Raw genomic sequence first — 15536 nt, forward strand, 5'->3', positions numbered from 1 at the left:
TATGGATGAGCAGCAGAAGGATCAGCCGCAGAAGCAGGGCGTCTACGTGATGGACGGCCAGGAGTTCTCCCGGGACACGAACTACATCATGGACCGGATCGTGGCTGATCCGGCGGCCGTGGAGGCGATGCCCCGCGAGGAGGTGGACAAGGTCGGGCGCGTGCACGGCGGGCTGACCGAGGACGCCCAGGCCTGGCCCGTGGAGGCCGGCCGGTACCGCCTCGTGGCCGCCCGCGCCTGCCCCTGGGCCAACCGCACGATCATCGTGCGCCGCCTGCTGGGCCTGGAGGACGCCATCTCCCTGGGCACCCCCGGACCCACCCATGACGAGCGGTCCTGGACCTTCGACCTGGACGAGGGCGGCACGGACCCCGTGCTGGGCACCGAGCGTCTCCAGGAGAACTACTTCACCCGCTTCCCGGACTACCCGCGCGGCATCACCGTGCCGGCGATCGTGGACATCCCCACCGGCGGTGTGGTCACCAACGACTACCCGCAGATCACCCTGGACTTCTCCACCCAGTGGACGCAGTTCCACCGCGACGGCGCCCCGGACCTGCTGCCGGAGGAGAAGCTGGATGAGATGCACGAGGTCATCACCCGGATCTTCACCGAGGTCAACAACGGGGTCTACCGCTGCGGATTCGCCGGCTCCCAGGAGGCGTATGACGCCGCGTACGAGCGACTGTGGACCGCCATGGACTGGCTCGAGGAGCGCCTGAGCGGCCAGCGGTACCTGATGGGCGAGACCATCACCGAGGCCGACGTCCGTCTGTTCACCACCCTGGCCCGGTTCGATCCGGTCTACCACGGGCACTTCAAGTGCAACCGCACCAAGCTCGACCAGATGCCGGCCCTCTGGGGCTATGCCCGGGACCTGTTCCAGACTCCCGGGTTCGGGGACACCATCGACTTCGAGCAGATCAAGAGCCACTACTACGAGGTCCACCGGGACATCAATCCCACCGGGATCGTCCCGCAGGGGCCGGACCTGTCCGGGTGGCTCTCCGAGCATCGGCGTGAGGAGCTGGGCGGCTCGCCGTTCGGCGACGGCACCGCCCCGGACCCGGTCCGCGAGGACGAGCGTGTTGAGGCCGGCCACAACCCGATGTATCTGGCCTGATCCGCTGGTCGGCTGGGAGGTGCCGGCCGTCGTCGGGACGCCGTGAAGTGAGGACAGCCTGACCTTGCTGGCGCGACCTGGTGCGGCGGGAGGACACTGATCGCCATGAGCAGCGCACAGACCTCCACTCCCGCCTCAGCCGACCACGCAGAGCGGTCCGAACCGCACAGCAACGGCGACGGCGGCAGGAACCTGGCCCAGAAGCTGAACTGGCTGCGCGCCGGGGTGCTCGGGGCCAACGACGGGATCGTCTCCGTGGCCGCCACCGTGGTGGGCGTGGCCGGGGCGACCACCGGCAACGGACCGGTCATGGTGGCCGGTGCGGCGGCGGTGATCGGCGGGGCGATCTCCATGGCGCTGGGCGAATATGTCTCGGTGTCCTCCTCCTCGGACAGCCAGCAGGCGCTGATCGCCAAGGAACGCCAGGAGCTGGCCGAGGACCCTGAGGGTGAGCTCGAAGAGCTGGTGCAGATGTACCAGGACATGGGTCTGAGCGCGCCGACCGCCCGTGCGGCCGCAGAGGAGATGACCGAGAAGGACGCCCTGGGTGCGCATCTGCGGGCCGAGATGAACCTGCACGAGGACGAGGTGCTCAGCGCGTGGGCCGCAGCCGGAGCCTCGTTCATCTCCTTCCTGATCGGAGCGCTGCTGCCGTTCCTGGCGATCATCCTGACCCCCGAGCCGATCCGCATCCCGGTCACCTTCGGCATCACCCTCGTGGCGCTGGCCCTCACCGGTGCCGTGGGCGCGTGGCTGGGGCAGGCCAGGGTGCTGCCGGCCACCCTCCGTGTGGTGGTGGGCGGTGCACTGGCACTGGCCGTGACGTTCGGCGTGGGTGCCTGGCTCGGCGCCTCCGGGGTGGTCTGACCCGGCTCCTGACGGGCAGGAACCGGGCTGAGAGCAGCCGCTGTGAGCCCCGTCCTTGTGCGTGTCCGCCCCGGCCTGTAGAGAAGACAGTGACCCTCACGGAACGGTGCGGGTCACTGTGCCGGGTCGGTTCGGCCGGGCACAGTCATCCCCTCGCAAGGAGCTGATCATGACCGAGACCATGCGCGCTGTCGTCTTCGAGAACTTCAAGACCTTCCCCTCCCTGAAGGACGTGGAGAAGCCCACCCCCGGACCCGGCGAGGTCCTGCTCAAGGTCGCCGGCGCCGGTGCCTGCCACTCGGATGTGGCCATCTTCGAGGACTTCGACGAGAACAACCCCGCCGGCCTGAAGCCCGAGTTCACCCTCGGCCATGAGAACTCCGGCTGGGTCGAGGAGGTCGGCGAGGGCGTCACCGGGTTCGAGAAGGGTGATGCCTACCTGGTCTACGGTCCGATCGGCTGTGGCCGCTGCAAGGCCTGCTCGCGCGGTCAGGACACCTACTGCGAGAACGCCGCCACCAACCCCTATCTGGCCACGGGCCTGGGCCGGGACGGCGGCATGGCCGAGTACATGACCGTGCCCGCGCGCAACCTGGTGCCCCTGGGCGAGGCCGACCCCATCAACGCCGCTCCGCTCTCGGACGCTGCGCTGACCCCGTACCACGCCATCAAGCTCTCTCTCGGACACCTGGACGGCGGCGGGAAGTTCGCCCTGGTGATCGGCCTGGGCGGTCTGGGTCTGATCGCGGTCCAGATCCTCAAAGCCCTCACCGGCGCCACCATCATCGCCACCGACATGAAGGAGGAGGCGATGGCCGAGGCCGAGAAGCTCGGTGCCATCACCGTCCCCGGAGGCGAGGACCAGGTGGCCAAGATCCGTGAGATCACCGGGGGCCGTGGCGTGGACGCCGCCTTCGACTTCGTGGGCGTCACCCCCACCATCGGTGCCGCCATGGGCGCGATGGCCATGCAGGGTCGCCTGACCGTGGTGGGCATCGCCGGTCAGCCGCACTCCTGGTCCTTCTACACCGCCCCCTACGAGGTGGAGCTGACCAGCACTTACTGGGGCACCATCGAGGAGCTGCACGAGGTCGCTCAGATGTACCGCAACGGCCAGATCGTCCCGCAGGTCACCCGTTACACCATGGACCAGGCCCTGGAGGCCTACCAGGCACTGGTGGACGGGAAGATCTCCGGCCGGGCCGTCGTCGTCCCTCATTCCTGAGGCAGGCTGAGGTGAGGGAGGTGAGGGGCCCGACGACGGCCGCTCACCTCCCACAGGCGGGCGCGGGCCTCAGTCACTGTTATCTCAGGCATGACGCACATCAGTGAGGCTTGGCACCGCAGACTACGCTCAGAGGCGTCGTCACAGCGCCCAGGAGGAGCACATGGCCCAGCAGATCGACCTGAACGCGGACCTGGGTGAGTCCTTCGGCACGTGGACCCTGGGCGATGATGCCGCCGTGATGCGCTCCATCTCGAGTGCGAACATCGCCTGCGGGTTCCACGCCGGTGACCCCCACGGAATGGCCCGAACCTGCCGGGAAGCCGTGACCGCCGGGGTGGGCATCGGGGCGCATGTGGGATACCGGGACCTGGCCGGGTTCGGGCGGCGGTTCCTGGACGTGGACCCGGTCGAGCTGGCCGATGAGGTGCTCTATCAGATCGGCGCCCTGGACGCCCTGGCCCGGGCCGCCGGAGGACAGGTCTCCTACGTCAAGCCGCACGGTGCCCTGTACAACGCGATCGTCCACCATGAGGCACAGGCTCAGACCGTGGTGGACGGGGTCAAGGCCTTCGGCGGGGACCTGCCCCTGCTGGTGCTGCCCGGCTCGGTGGCCGCCGAGCGTGCCCGGTCCGCCGGGCTGCGAGCGGTGGGCGAGGTCTTCGCCGATCGCGGCTACACCCCGGAGGGCACCCTGGTCCCTCGGCGTGATCCCGGAGCGCTCCTGCAGGACGAGTCCGAGGTGGTGCGGCGCATGGTCCGCTGGGTGTCCGGGGGGACGCTGACCGCGGTGGACGGGTCCGAGGTCCGCGTGGAGGCCGAGAGCATCTGCCTGCACGGGGACACCCCTGGAGCCGTGTCCCTGGCGGAAGCGGTGAGATCCGGGCTGGAGGACGCCGGGGTGGCCGTCCGCTCGTTCGTCCCGTGAGTGGGCCCGAGCCGCGTAGCGTCCGCTGGGCGGGAACCCGCGCCCTGCTCGTCGAGTGCGCAGGCCTGCCCGACGTCCTCGCCCTGCACGCCCATCTCGCGGCCCACCCCCGGCGCGGTCAGCTCGAGGCCACCGGCGCCGCGGGGACCGTGCTGGTCACCTTCGAGTCCGTAGAACGTGCCAGGGCCGCCGTCGGGACGCTGCGCGAGCTGACCCCGGACGCCGCCCGCGACCAGGACGCCCGTGCCGTGGAGATTCCGGTGGTCTACGACGGTGAGGACCTCGCCGAGCTGACCCACCTGACCGGCCGCAGCGGCGAGGAGCTGATCGCCGCCCACAGTGGCACCATCTGGCGTGCGGCGTTCGGCGGCTTCGCACCCGGGTTCGCCTACCTGACGCCGGAGCCGGGCAGCCCGTGGGACGGGATCGACGTGCCCCGCCGGTCCAGCCCGCGCACCGCCGTGCCCGCCGGGTCCGTGGCCGTGGCCGGCGGCTTCTCCGCGGTCTACCCCAGCCGTTCGCCTGGCGGATGGCAGCTGATCGGACACACGGATGCCGTGCTCTGGGACCTGCACCGCGACCCGCCCGCCCTCATCCGTCCCGGCGATCTCGTGCGGTACACGGCCATCCGCGAGCGTGTGGAGATCAGCTCCCCGCCTCAGACCCCCCACGTCCCGACGACGGCCACCTCAGCAGGTGCGTCGGTTGCAGCAGCGCTGGTGGTCGAGGACCCGGGGCTGCAGTCGCTGGTCCAGGACCGCGGGCGGCCCGGCCTGGCCGACCTGGGCGTGGGGGCCTCCGGTGCGGCAGACTCCCGCTCGGCCGCGCTGGCCAACCGCCTGGTGGGCAACCCCTCCGGTGCGGCGCTGATCGAGTGCACGCTGGGCGGACTACAGGTGCAGGCGGTGGGGGAGCAGATCGTGGCGCTGACCGGTGCGCCCGCTGCCGCCGCCGTGGTCTCAGCGGAGGAGTCGCCGGACCAGTGGGCCCCGCACGGTGAGCCGTTCGTCCTGGCCGACGGGCAGCGCCTGGTGCTGGAGGTGCCCGCTGCCGGGCTGCGCACGTACCTCGCCGTGCGCGGGGGAGTGGAGGCTGCGCCCGTGCTCGGCTCCCGGTCCACGGACGTGCTCTCCGGCATCGGCCCGTCACCCCTGATGCGGGGCACCCGCCTGCCGGTGGGCACCCTCGGTGAGGGAGCCGCCGTCGGGCATCCCGAGCCGATGCCGGACCTGCCGGCGGCCGGGGAGATCACGGAGCTGCGCGTGGTGCTGGGGCCGCGGGAGGACTGGTTCACGGAACGGAGCCGGGAGGCGTTCGTGGGGCAGGAATGGGAGGTGTCCAGTGCCTCGAACAGGGTGGGCGTGCGGCTGATCCCGGTGGAGGGCGGGACGGTGCTGGAGCGCTCGCGGGGCGGCGAGCTGGCCAGCGAGGGAATGGTGCTCGGGGCGTTGCAGGTGCCTCCGTCCGGGGAGCCGGTGCTGTTCCTGGCCGACCATCCGGTGACCGGCGGCTACCCCGTGATCGCGGTGGTGGTGCCGGAGGACCTGCCGTTGGCCGCGCAGCTGCCGCCCGGTGCGCGCGTGCGGTTCACCCCCCATCGTTGATCCAGAACCAGTGGCGACCATGACCCCTGATGCCCGCCACTGCTTCTGACTCAACGCAGGGGACGAGTGCGCGGACACCCCTGCGACGGTGGCATCATGGGCGAGCACCCATCATCGATGCCCCGGGAGGAGGACCATGACGCTCACAGCGGTGCTGCCGATCGTGGCCGCCTGGATCGTGGCGATCGCCTCCCCGGGGCCGGACCTGCTGATGATCCTGCGGCTGACCTCCGTGCGGAACGGTGGCGGGAGCGAGGATGCTGGAGCGGCCGCACGCGCTCGCGGACTGGCCGCCGCGCTGGGGATCATGACCGGCAACCTGCTGTGGATGACCGGTGCCGCCTTGGGCCTGGGAGCCGTGGTGGCACTGTTCCCGGCGGCGCTGCCCGTCCTGAAGATCTTGGGCGGGGCGTTCCTGGTGTGGATGGGCGTGTCCGGGCTGCGCGGGGCGATGCGGACGTCAGCTGCGCAGGCCGCCTCCGGCGGGGGCAGCGGCCCGTCAGACCTGCTGCGACCCGTCAGACCGGACACCGTGATGACGAGTCGCAGAGATGCTGACAGACACCGAGTGGGTGTTCTGACCGGGAGCGGAGCAGGCCTCGGGGCCGCCTACGCCACCGGAGTCGCCACGAACCTGGCCAACCCCAAGGCGCTGATCTTCTTCACCGCCCTGTTCGCCCCGTTCATGAGTGCGGGCTGGCCGCTCGGTGAGGTCGCGCTGCTGCTGGGCGTGCTGATGGTGATCGGGGTGGCCTGGTTCTGCGGGTTCGCCCTGTTGGTGACCAGTGCCGCGGCCGAACGCTGGCTGGGGCGGCACTGGAGCATGATCGAGCAGCTGACCTCGTGGGCGTTCGTGCTGATCGGGGCTGGGTTCCTGATCAACGGCGTGCTGAGCCTGGTCGACTGACCCCTCCGCCCCGACCCCTTGCCAGGCCCGCCGGCGCGCGAGAAGACTGACCCCATGGCTGAGAAGAAGAGCTCATCGAGCAAGGACTCCGACGCCCCGCAGATCAAGGACCCGGAGGTCTACGAGGCGGTGCGCAAAGACGGTGCGAGCAAGGAGAAGGCGGCCCGGATCGCCAATGCCGCCGCGCGCGACGGGCGCACGAAGGTCGGCGAACGCGGGGGTGAGTCCGAGTCCTATGAGGACTGGACGGTCGAGGAGTTGAAGGACCGGGCCAAGGAGCTGGACCTGACCGGCTACTCCGATCTGACGAAGGACGAGCTGATCGAGAAGCTGCGCAACCACTGACGCCCTGGCGGCGCACTCCGGTTCAACGCCGAGCCAGAAGCAGTGGTGAGCATCGGCCCTGATGGTCACCACTGCTTCTGGCTCGGCGTGTGTGTGGGGTGGGACGGGGAACGGGGAACGGTCGCGAACGCCCGAACCCGCTCAGTCCCCGCCGAGCAGCTTCAGCAGTGCCTGGTCCGGCTGCCCGCGCAGCTCCACCACCTTGCCCTGTTCGAACAGGTCGATCACGCGCGGGTTGACGTACGCCTCCCGCGCCACCGTGGGGGTGTTGTGCAGCAGCTCGGCGGCGGCCTCCATCGCCACTTTCACGGCCTCGGGCGAGGAACTCCCGCTCTGGTGGGCGCGGGCCAGTGACCGGGCGGCGGCCAGGGTGCCCTGCCAGGTGCGGAAGTCCTTGGCGGTGAACTCCAGCCCGGCGATCTCGGTGAGGTAGTCGTTGATGTCCTGCGCGGAGACGCCCTTCCACTCCCGCCGCCGTCCGTTCTGCACCGGGTAGCAGACTGCCGGGGCCGTGCGCGGGGTCTGGGGCGCCTCGGAGAAGAACTGCGCCAGGGCCGCGTCCTTGAGCACCAGGTCCCATTCGCTGGCCGACTTGCCTCGGAAGCTCAGATGCACGTGCGGGGCGTCCACCTCCACGTGGCGCCGCTGCAGGGTGGAGGCCCCGAACGCCTCCAGCTGCCCCTTCTGCTCGGATCCGCCCACGCGCAGGGAGCCCTTGTCCATCAACCGGACCGCCGCCGCCAGCGCGCGCCGGCGAGGGCCGTCGTCGTGCTTTCGCTTGCCGGTGGGGGCCTTGAGGTCCTTGGTCACGGCACTACGCAGCGCGGGCAGGGTGGCGGCGAACGCCAGCGACTTCTCGAACTTGGCCTCATCCTGCTTGCGCCGCCAGTCGGGGTGGTAGAGGTACTGGGTGCGCCCGGCCTCGTCCACGCCGGTGGCCTGGATGTGCGCCTTCTCCTCCCGCGCGATCCACACATCACTCCAGGCCGGCGGGATCACCAGCGCACGGATCCGCTCCAGGATCTTTTCGTCGGTGATGCGCCGCCCGTTCGCGCCCTTGTACGTGAAGCCCTTCCCCGCGCGGCGCCGCGTGTACCCGCCCTCACCGGGGGTGACCGAGACCAGGCCCACGCTGCGGGGCATCAGGCACTCTTCTTCTTGGCGGGCTTCTTGGCGGAGGTTCCGGACTTCTTGGCCGCCGGCTTCTTGGTTCCCGACGACGCCCCCACCTCGGTCTTCTCGCTGGACTTCTCGCTCTTCCCGCGCTTGCGGTCCAGGGAGGCCTTGAGCGCCTCCATCAGGTCGATGACATCGGCGTCCTCGCCGTCCCCGTCGCCGGAGCCGTCCTTGGCGTCGACGGTCTCGCCGAAGGTGGCGGCGGTGTCCAGAGTGTCGCCGGCCTCGAGCTTGGCGTCGATCAGCTTGCGCAGCTCCACCTGGTACTCGTCCTCGAACGCCTCCGGGGTGAAGTCCGAGGCGTACTGCTCCACCAGCGCGGCCGAGAGCTTGAGCTCCTTCTCGCCGATCTTCGCGCGGGACTTGGTCCCGGGGAAGTCCACGTCCCGCACCTCGTCCGGCCAGAGCATGGCCTGCAGCAGCAGGACCTTGCCGCACACCCGCAGGGCTCCCAGTCGGGTCTTCTGGCGCAGGGCGAAGGTGACGATCGCGGTGCGGTCGGTGTCCTGCAGGGTCTGACGCAGCAGCAGGTAGGACTTGGGGGACTTGCCCTCGGGCTCCAGGTAGTAGCTGCGCTCGAGCATGATCGGGTCCACCTGCTCCGAGGGGACGAACTGGACCACCTCGATCTCATCGTTGTCGGACTCGGGGAGGGCCTCGAAGTCCTCGTCGGTCATCACGACCGTGTCCCCGTCCTCTTCGAAGGCCTTGTCGATGTCCTCGTACTCGACCTTCTTGTTGCACACCTCGCAGCGTCGCTCATACCGGATCCGGCCTCCGTCGGCGTTGTGGACCTGATGGAAGTGGATGTCATGGTCCTCCACGGCGCTGTAGGCCTTCACGGGGACGTTGACGAGACCGAAGGAGATGGATCCTGACCACACTGCGCGCATGGCGCTCAGCCTAGGCCCCGGGAGCCAGCGGTGGGAGAGGCTGGGGCGGACGGTGTGGGGACGCGCACCGCAGACGGGGCTGACCACGCAGGCGTGCGGGGCTAGTGTTCCGAGCATGGCGCGCGCAGACAGGTCCGGTAGGCAGCGGTTCCAGGTGGGGGAGCGCACGCTGTCCGTGTCCAGCCTGGACAAGGTGCTCTACCCGGAGACGGGGACCACCAAGGCCGATGTCATGCACTACTTCCTGGCCGTGGCCGAGGTGCTGATCCCGCAGGTCGCACGGCGGCCGGTCACCCGGAAGCGGTGGGTGGACGGCGTGGGGACCGAGGACCGGCCCGGGGAGGTGTTCTTCCGCAAGGACCTGGAGGACTCCGCGCCGGACTGGATCTCCACCGGGCGGATTCAGCACTCCGAGCGCACCAACACGTACCCGCTGGCCCAGGAGCCTGCCGTGCTGGCCTGGTTCGCCCAGGTGGCCGCCCTGGAGCTGCACACCCCGCAGTGGCGGTTCGGCCGCAACGGACAGCCCCGCAACCCGGATCGGCTGGTGCTGGACCTGGACCCCGGGGAGGGGGTGGGCCTGGCTGAGTGCGCCGAGGTGGCCCGATGGTGCCGGGAGGTGCTGGACGGGATGGGCATGGAGTCCTTCCCGGTGACCTCCGGCTCCAAGGGCATCCACCTCTATGCCGCCCTGGACGGGAAGCACAACGCGGAGGCGATCTCGAAGGTCGCCCACGAACTGGCCCGCGCCCTGGAGACCGACCACCCGGACCTGGTCATCTCCAGCATGAAGAAGGCCGACCGCGCCGGCAAGGTGTTCCTGGATTGGAGCCAGAACAACGGCGCCAAGACCACCGTCAGCCCCTATTCCCTGCGCGGCCGATCCCGCCCCTGGGTGGCCGCCCCGCGCACCTGGGAGGAGCTGGAGGACCCGGACCTGACCCAGCTGGAGCTGGACCAGGTGCTCGATCGGGTGGCCGACGGACTGGACCCCATCGCCCCGCTGGGCTGGTCGCCGGACGATGATGCGGACGCCGACTCTGACGCAGACGCCCCGGACGCCGTCCCCGCCCAGACCTTGGACCGCCTGGCCACCTACCGCTCCATGCGCGACCCGGCCAAGACCGCCGAGCCCGTCCCCGCCGATCCGCCCGCACCCCGCGAATACGCCGAGGGGGAGCTGCCCACCTTCGTCATCCAGGAGCATCACGCCCGGCGGCTGCACTGGGACTTCCGCCTGGAGCACTCCGGCGTGCTCGTCTCCTGGGCAGTTCCCAAAGGCCCACCGCTGGACCCGGACACCAACCGCCTGGCGGTGATGACCGAGGACCACCCCCTGGAGTACGGCACGTTCGAGGGCACCATCGCGAAGGGCGAGTACGGTGCCGGCGAGGTCACCGTCTGGGACTCCGGGGTCTACGAGCGGGAGAAGTGGCGCGAGGGCAAGGAGGTCATCGGCGTCCTGCACGGCCGTCCGGACGGTGGCCTGGGCGGCGTCCCGCGTCGCTACGCGCTGATCAACGCCCCCGGGATGGGCGGAGAGAAGAACTGGCTGCTCCACCTGATGAAGGACCAGCCAGAGCCCGACGACGGCCCCTCGCCACCGGTGCCCCAGGAAACCTCCCAGCGGACGCGGGGGAAGCAGAAGCAGCGGAAGGACACGTCGGCAGCGAAGACCCCCGCCGTGTTCACCGTGGACGACCTCCCCGCACCCATGCTCACCACCGCAGGGACACCCGCGCAGGTCCAGCACGCCGTGCGCGACGGTGAGGACTGGGCGTTCGAGATGAAGTGGGACGGTTACCGGGTGATCGCCGGGATCGGCCTGGGCCCGGACTCGGATGGCACCGTGGTGCTCTCCAGCCGCAACGGCCAGGACCTCACCGACCGCCTCCCGTCACTCACCGGCCCCGGCGGGCTGGCCGAGGTGTTGACCGGGGAGGCGCGCGAACTGGGCGGAGCCGTGCTGGACGGGGAGCTGGTGGCGTTGGACGAGCAGGGCCGGCCGGACTTCGGACTGCTGCAGGCCGTCCTCGGGGACAGCTTTCGCAACGGGCCGGGAGGCCGCACCCCGTCCCGCGCCCGACGCACTGCCGCCGAGAAGGCCGAACTCGACCGCCTCCGCGAGGAGACCGAGCTGCGCTACATGGTCTTCGACATCCTGCACCTGGGACCTCCCGGTGCCACGGACGGTGCCCGCCGATCCCTGCTGCGCACCCCCTACGGCGAGCGTCGGGAGATCCTGCGTGACGTCGTCGGGAAGGCGGTGGAGGACGGGGCTGGAGACGGGACCGTGGCCGTGCCGCCGGCCCACACCGGGACCCTCGCCCATGCGGAGCGGGCCAGCCGCGAGCTGGGGCTGGAAGGTGTGGTGGCCAAGCGGATGGACGCCGTCTACCTGCCCGGGCGGCGGGGGAGCGCGTGGGTGAAGCTCAAGACCCAGGCGCACCAGTCCGTGGTGGTGATCGGGGCGCGGGAAGGCAAGGGCGGGCGGGCCGGCGGGATCGGGTCCCTGCTCACCGCCGTTCCCGGGGACGACGGTGAGCTGCGGTACGCCGGTCGCGTGGGCACCGGATTCAGTGCCGCGCAGCTGAAGCAGATCGAGAAGGAGCTGCGGAGGCTGGAACGGAAGACCCCGCCCGTGGAGGATGCCCCGGTGGAGGACAATGCCGATGCCTGGTGGGTCAGACCGCAGCTGGTCGGCGAGGTGTCCCTGGCCGGGCGCACTCGTGAGGGACGATTGCGGCAGGCGGTCTGGCGCGGCTGGCGCCCGGACCTGAGCGTGGAGGACGTGACGTGGGAGAACTGAAGAAGGTCCTGGCCGGCGAGGCCGACGTGCCGGACACCGGCGTGATCGAGACGGTCCAAGGGCATCCGGAGGCCCGGCGGAACGAGACCGCGTTCGAGAAGCTGGACCGCAACTGGGGCGACCTGCTGCAGGAGCTGCGCGTGATGCAGACCGGCACACAGATCGTCACCGCGTTCCTGATCATCCTGCCGTTCCAGTCCCGGTTCGAGGAGCTGGTGGGCGGACTGGAGGGCTGGTATGTGGCCCTGCTGATCAGCGCCGTGCTGCTCACGGTGCTGATGCTGATGCCTGTGGTGGCTCACCGGCGCTACTTCGGGCGGCAGATCAAGAACCAGACGGTGGCCTGGGGCAACCTGTTCGTGAAGATCTGCCTGGCCGGACTGGCGTTGTTGCTGATCGGCTGCATCGCCTTCATCACCCACCTGGTGCTGCCGGACGTGATCGGGTGGATCGTGGCCGGCGCCACGGCCGTGGTGATCATCGCGGTGATGACCCTGCTGCCCCCGCGCAGCAGCGTTCCGGTGCAGGAGTGAGGAGTGAGATGAGTCAGAAGGCGTACAGCGTGACCAGCGACCGGACCGGACTCGGGCTCGGATACCGGATCGGGTGGCGGCTGTCCTACATCGCCACGTCCATCTACGGCTCCGCCGACCGCCAGGGCACACTGGACCCCCGCAGCCAACTGCGCCAGGAACGGGCCCGCCGGCTGATGGACGGCTACCGCGAACAGGGCACTGAGCCTCCCACCGAGCTGCGTCAGCTCCTCGGCGGCTGACCAGCCGGCCGGGTTCGGCTGAGCACCGCGTCCGCCAGCGCCGCCAGCACCACTCCGGCGGCGTAGGCCAGCAGGTCAACAGGCACGAACGTGGTGCCCAGGACCAGGCGGACGAGCGGCCACTGCTGGGCCAGTTCGGCGGGGATCCCGGTGGCCTGGAACAGCTCGATGGCCGCGCACAGGCAGAATGCCACGACGACGGCCACCCACCGCGGCCGTCTGGGCAGCAGGAACGCCACGGCCAGGTAGACCATCACGGCATACAGCACATCCCCGGCCGGCCCCGCCCACGCGGCATCCACGAGCGTGCGGATGCCCAGCCCCAGTGCGATCGTCACCACTGCGGCCAAGGCCAGCCCGACCCGTCTGCCCACCCCACGCGATGGCGCGGGGCGCTGAGAAGGTGACGGGCCGTCGTCGGGAACCCCTGGTGTCCTCACGAGGTGTCGGACTCAGTCCAGCGGCAGCTGCGGCAGGACGAACTCGCCGCTGTTCAGTCCCTGCTGGTCCAGGACCCATCCCATGCGCTTGACCGGACGGAGCGAGACCACGGACTGCTGGATGGAGATCTCCGGCGCGCAGGACTGGATGAACTGCTCGGCCTCCATGATCTCGGCGACGTTCTTGAGCCACATCACCACCAGGAAGTTGGCGTCACCGGTGATCGAGGCGACCACTCGGGTGCGGGAGTCCTCGGAGAGCCGGGCCGCCGCTGCGGCGTGATCGGCGGCGCTGAGCCGGGTGAACCACTGCACGGTCAGGGGATGCCCGGAGAGTGATTGGGCCAGGTCGCACCGCAGACGGATCGCCCCGCTGGCCAGCACCTTCTGCAGGTGACGGCGGGCCGTGGCCGGGTGCAGTCCCGTGGAGCGGGCTATCTCCGCGGCCGAGGCGCGGCCGTCACGCATCAGCACCTGGGCCACCGCCCAGTGCTCCTCGGTCAGCGAGGACCGGCGCGGAAGGGACTTGGCCTCGGCAGCGGCGGCGGCCTGAGCCCGTTCGACCTGCTCGGGAGAGAGCACCTTCAGACGCCAGCTGTCCCCGGTGGCGTGCAGCTGCGAGGCGAGCAGCACGCGCAGGCCCTTCACCCCCGGGACTCGTGAGATCTTCTCCTCCGCCAGGGTGCTGAGCTCCGCCAGGTTGCAGGCCGTCACCGTCAGGCCCAGATTGCGCTCACCGGAGAAGGACTCCACCGAGACCACCTCGGGCATGGCCACCAGGGCCGCCAGGGTCTCCGGGATCAGATCCGATCGGCTCTCCAGCTCGATGAACGCCAGTCCCGCCGGACCGGGCTCGATCTGGATCTGGGCGGTCATCCAGGCCGCGCCGGACTCGCGCAGCCGGTCCCAGCGCACGGCCAGCGTGGTGGGGTGCGTGCCCAGGATCTCGCCGGCCTCTCCCCAGGTGATGCGCGGTGCGAACTGGAGGAGGTTGATCAAGGAGAGGTCCAGAGGGCTCAGCTCCGGCAGGTGGGCGGCCGGATCGGGCATGGAGACTCCTTCGAGACGATCGATGTTCGTTGATGAGCATAGTGACCGCACTGTGACGGTGGCGGCAGTGCAGACACGCACTGCCGTCTTCGGCCATAGTGGAGAGTGCATCACTGCTTGTCACGACCGGAATGCGCAAGACGGCAACGATGGACACAGCATCGCTGGAGGAGCCGACGTCCTCGCGCGCTGCCGAGGTTCCGCCGTCCACACACCGCACGCTGGTCACCACGGGGGTGGGCAATGCCCTGGAGTGGTACGACTGGGGCATCTACGCCACGTTCTCGATCTACTTCGCCACGGAGATCTTCGCTCCGCACGATCCGGTGGCGGCCATCCTGGGGGCCATGGCCGTCTTCGCCGTGGGGCTCGTGGTCAGGCCGCTGGGAGGACTGGTGTTCGGCTGGCTGGCCGATCGCCGCGGCCGCCGCACCTCGATGCTCCTCACCGTGGGGTTGGCCTCCCTCGGGTCGCTGATGATCGCCCTGGTCCCCTCCTATGCGGCGGCCGGTGTGGGGGCGCCGGTGCTCCTGCTGCTGGCCCGCGTGCTGCAGGGGCTGGCGCATGGCGGGGAGATGCCCACCGCTCAGACCTACCTGGCAGAGATGGCCCCGCGGGAGCGCCGCGGTCGGTGGGCCTCGCTGATCTACGTCTCCGGCACCTCCGGCGTCCTGGCAGGCGTGCTGATGGGAGTGATCCTGGACCTGATGCTCAGCGACCAGGACATGTCCGCGTGGGACTGGCGCATCCCCTTCCTCGCGGGTGCCGTGTTGGGCGTCTGGGCCCTGATCAGCCGGGTCCTGCTGGCAGAGTCGCCCCACTACCAGGACGAACGGAGGACCAGGAGAAGCGCCGGCCGCCGTCCGTCCGCCCTGCGTCCGATGCTCGCCGGGCACTGGCGTGAGTCAGTGCAGGTGGTCGGCCTCGTGGTGGGCGGAACGGTCTGCTTCTACGTCTGGTCGGTCTCGGCCATCCAGCAGGCGGTGGTGGTGCACGGGATGAGTCAGGGAACCGCCCTGCAGGCCAGCCTGGTCTCGAACCTGATCCTGATCTTCACCCTGCCGCTCTGGGGGCCCTGTCTGATCGGGTCGGCCGCCGCCCGGTCCTGGCGATCGGCAATCTCGCCCCGGCTGTGCTGTTCCTGCCGATGAACGCCCTGGTGGGCTCCAGCTTCCTGTCCCTGTTCCTGCCTGCCGCCGTCATGCTCGTCCTGCCCTATGCGGTGGCGGTGGCGGTATTCGGCGGGACAGCCCCGTACCTGCAGAACTGGATCAGCATCACCTACTCGGTCACCGCCTTCTCCGTGTACGTGATCGTGTTGCTGCTGATCTCCACGGGGGTCGCCCTCACCCTCCCCGAGACCCGGGCCCGGGACCTCACCGCCTGACCGCAGG

At 70.1% G+C, this 15536-nt stretch carries 16 protein-coding genes; 12 read left to right on the forward strand and 4 right to left on the reverse strand.

The window, feature by feature from the left end; all coding sequences use genetic code 11:
• Nucleotide 1: 1 nt before the first annotated feature.
• The 7 genes from BM355_RS05175 to BM355_RS05205 all read left to right on the forward strand — a co-directional run bounded on the left by BM355_RS05175 (nt 2) and on the right by BM355_RS05205 (nt 6999).
• Nucleotides 2-1123 (forward strand): glutathione S-transferase family protein, encoded by a 1122-nt coding sequence (locus tag BM355_RS05175; RefSeq protein WP_091695736.1) that lies wholly within the window; start codon nt 2-4, stop codon nt 1121-1123.
• Nucleotides 1124-1228: 105 nt separating this feature from the next.
• Complete coding sequence (locus tag BM355_RS05180; protein ID WP_091695738.1) at nt 1229-1990, forward strand: VIT1/CCC1 transporter family protein; 762 nt, start codon at nt 1229-1231, stop codon at nt 1988-1990.
• 181 nt (nt 1991-2171) lie between these two features.
• On the forward strand, nt 2172-3215 hold the full coding sequence (locus BM355_RS05185; RefSeq protein WP_091696057.1) for an NAD(P)-dependent alcohol dehydrogenase: 1044 nt from the start codon (nt 2172-2174) through the stop codon (nt 3213-3215).
• 163 nt (nt 3216-3378) lie between these two features.
• Nucleotides 3379-4143: a LamB/YcsF family protein gene (locus BM355_RS05190; protein WP_091695739.1), complete on the forward strand. Its 765-nt coding sequence runs from the start codon at nt 3379-3381 to the stop codon at nt 4141-4143.
• Nucleotides 4140-5747: a 5-oxoprolinase subunit B/C family protein gene (locus BM355_RS05195; RefSeq protein WP_091695741.1), complete on the forward strand. Its 1608-nt coding sequence runs from the start codon at nt 4140-4142 to the stop codon at nt 5745-5747. Before BM355_RS05190 ends, BM355_RS05195 begins: the two co-directional genes overlap by 4 nt.
• A 136-nt stretch (nt 5748-5883) precedes the next feature.
• A complete protein-coding gene (locus BM355_RS05200; protein WP_091695742.1) occupies nt 5884-6654 on the forward strand; it encodes a LysE family translocator in 771 nt (256 codons plus the stop codon).
• A 54-nt stretch (nt 6655-6708) separates the two neighbouring features.
• Nucleotides 6709-6999: a DUF7218 family protein gene (locus BM355_RS05205; protein WP_091695744.1), complete on the forward strand. Its 291-nt coding sequence runs from the start codon at nt 6709-6711 to the stop codon at nt 6997-6999.
• 141 nt (nt 7000-7140) lie between these two features.
• Here BM355_RS05205 and BM355_RS05210 read toward each other — a convergent pair whose 3' ends face one another.
• Both BM355_RS05210 and ku read right to left on the reverse strand, forming a co-directional pair.
• Nucleotides 7141-8142 (reverse strand): DNA topoisomerase IB, encoded by a 1002-nt coding sequence (locus tag BM355_RS05210; protein ID WP_091695745.1) that lies wholly within the window; start codon nt 8140-8142, stop codon nt 7141-7143.
• Nucleotides 8142-9068, reverse strand: a complete 927-nt coding sequence (ku, locus tag BM355_RS05215) for a non-homologous end joining protein Ku (RefSeq protein WP_091695746.1) — start codon at nt 9066-9068, stop codon at nt 8142-8144. The genes BM355_RS05210 and ku overlap by 1 nt, the downstream gene beginning before the upstream one ends.
• A gap of 115 nt (nt 9069-9183) precedes the next feature.
• Here ku and BM355_RS05220 point away from each other — a divergent pair, with 115 nt between their 5' ends.
• The 3 genes from BM355_RS05220 to BM355_RS05230 are packed head-to-tail and all read left to right on the forward strand — an operon-like array spanning nt 9184 to nt 12652.
• A complete protein-coding gene (locus BM355_RS05220) occupies nt 9184-11877 on the forward strand; it encodes an ATP-dependent DNA ligase (protein WP_091695748.1) in 2694 nt (897 codons plus the stop codon).
• Nucleotides 11865-12410 carry a DUF6328 family protein gene (locus tag BM355_RS05225; RefSeq protein WP_091695750.1) on the forward strand — a complete coding sequence of 182 codons (546 nt, stop codon included), beginning with the start codon at nt 11865-11867 and terminating at the stop codon, nt 12408-12410. Before BM355_RS05220 ends, BM355_RS05225 begins: the two co-directional genes overlap by 13 nt.
• 8 nt (nt 12411-12418) lie before the next feature.
• The gene (locus BM355_RS05230) at nt 12419-12652 is read left to right on the forward strand and encodes a hypothetical protein (protein WP_091695751.1); all 234 of its coding nucleotides are present in this window, start codon (nt 12419-12421) and stop codon (nt 12650-12652) included.
• Here the strand turns inward: BM355_RS05230 and BM355_RS05235 are convergent.
• Both BM355_RS05235 and BM355_RS05240 read right to left on the reverse strand, forming a co-directional pair.
• Nucleotides 12634-12990: a ribosomal maturation YjgA family protein gene (locus BM355_RS05235; protein ID WP_245760614.1), complete on the reverse strand. Its 357-nt coding sequence runs from the start codon at nt 12988-12990 to the stop codon at nt 12634-12636. The two genes, BM355_RS05230 and BM355_RS05235, sit on opposite strands and share 19 nt — an antisense overlap.
• Nucleotides 12991-13104: 114 nt before the next feature.
• Nucleotides 13105-14142, reverse strand: coding sequence for an Lrp/AsnC family transcriptional regulator (locus tag BM355_RS05240; RefSeq protein WP_177227845.1), 1038 nt, complete (start codon nt 14140-14142; stop codon nt 13105-13107).
• Between the two features lie 149 nt (nt 14143-14291).
• Between BM355_RS05240 and BM355_RS05245 the strand changes: the two genes are divergently transcribed.
• Both BM355_RS05245 and BM355_RS14560 read left to right on the forward strand, forming a co-directional pair.
• Complete coding sequence (locus BM355_RS05245; RefSeq protein WP_245760615.1) at nt 14292-15293, forward strand: MFS transporter; 1002 nt, start codon at nt 14292-14294, stop codon at nt 15291-15293.
• A complete protein-coding gene (locus BM355_RS14560; protein ID WP_245760616.1) occupies nt 15275-15529 on the forward strand; it encodes a hypothetical protein in 255 nt (84 codons plus the stop codon). The genes BM355_RS05245 and BM355_RS14560 overlap by 19 nt, the downstream gene beginning before the upstream one ends.
• The last annotated feature ends 7 nt before the right edge of the window (nt 15530-15536 follow it).

Origin of the sequence: Micrococcus terreus (assembly GCF_900116905.1) — a bacterium.
Lineage (GTDB): Bacteria > Actinomycetota > Actinomycetes > Actinomycetales > Micrococcaceae > Citricoccus > Citricoccus terreus.

Excerpts from the sequence above, each read along its gene's own strand:
- BM355_RS05205 (WP_091695744.1), top strand. The coding sequence starts at position 6,709 with ATGGCTGAGAAGAAGAGCTCATCGAGCAAGGACTCCGACGCCCCGCAG.
- BM355_RS05230 (WP_091695751.1), top strand. The coding sequence starts at position 12,419 with ATGAGTCAGAAGGCGTACAGCGTGACCAGCGACCGGACCGGACTCGGG.
- BM355_RS05220 (WP_091695748.1), top strand. The coding sequence starts at position 9,184 with ATGGCGCGCGCAGACAGGTCCGGTAGGCAGCGGTTCCAGGTGGGGGAG.
- BM355_RS05240 (WP_177227845.1), bottom strand. The coding sequence starts at position 14,142 with ATGCCCGATCCGGCCGCCCACCTGCCGGAGCTGAGCCCTCTGGACCTC.
- BM355_RS05185 (WP_091696057.1), top strand. The coding sequence starts at position 2,172 with ATGCGCGCTGTCGTCTTCGAGAACTTCAAGACCTTCCCCTCCCTGAAG.
- BM355_RS05200 (WP_091695742.1), top strand. The coding sequence starts at position 5,884 with ATGACGCTCACAGCGGTGCTGCCGATCGTGGCCGCCTGGATCGTGGCG.
- BM355_RS05245 (WP_245760615.1), top strand. The coding sequence starts at position 14,292 with ATGGACACAGCATCGCTGGAGGAGCCGACGTCCTCGCGCGCTGCCGAG.
- BM355_RS05175 (WP_091695736.1), top strand. The coding sequence starts at position 2 with ATGGATGAGCAGCAGAAGGATCAGCCGCAGAAGCAGGGCGTCTACGTG.
- ku (WP_091695746.1), bottom strand. The coding sequence starts at position 9,068 with ATGCGCGCAGTGTGGTCAGGATCCATCTCCTTCGGTCTCGTCAACGTC.
- BM355_RS05190 (WP_091695739.1), top strand. The coding sequence starts at position 3,379 with ATGGCCCAGCAGATCGACCTGAACGCGGACCTGGGTGAGTCCTTCGGC.
- BM355_RS05210 (WP_091695745.1), bottom strand. The coding sequence starts at position 8,142 with ATGCCCCGCAGCGTGGGCCTGGTCTCGGTCACCCCCGGTGAGGGCGGG.
- BM355_RS05180 (WP_091695738.1), top strand. The coding sequence starts at position 1,229 with ATGAGCAGCGCACAGACCTCCACTCCCGCCTCAGCCGACCACGCAGAG.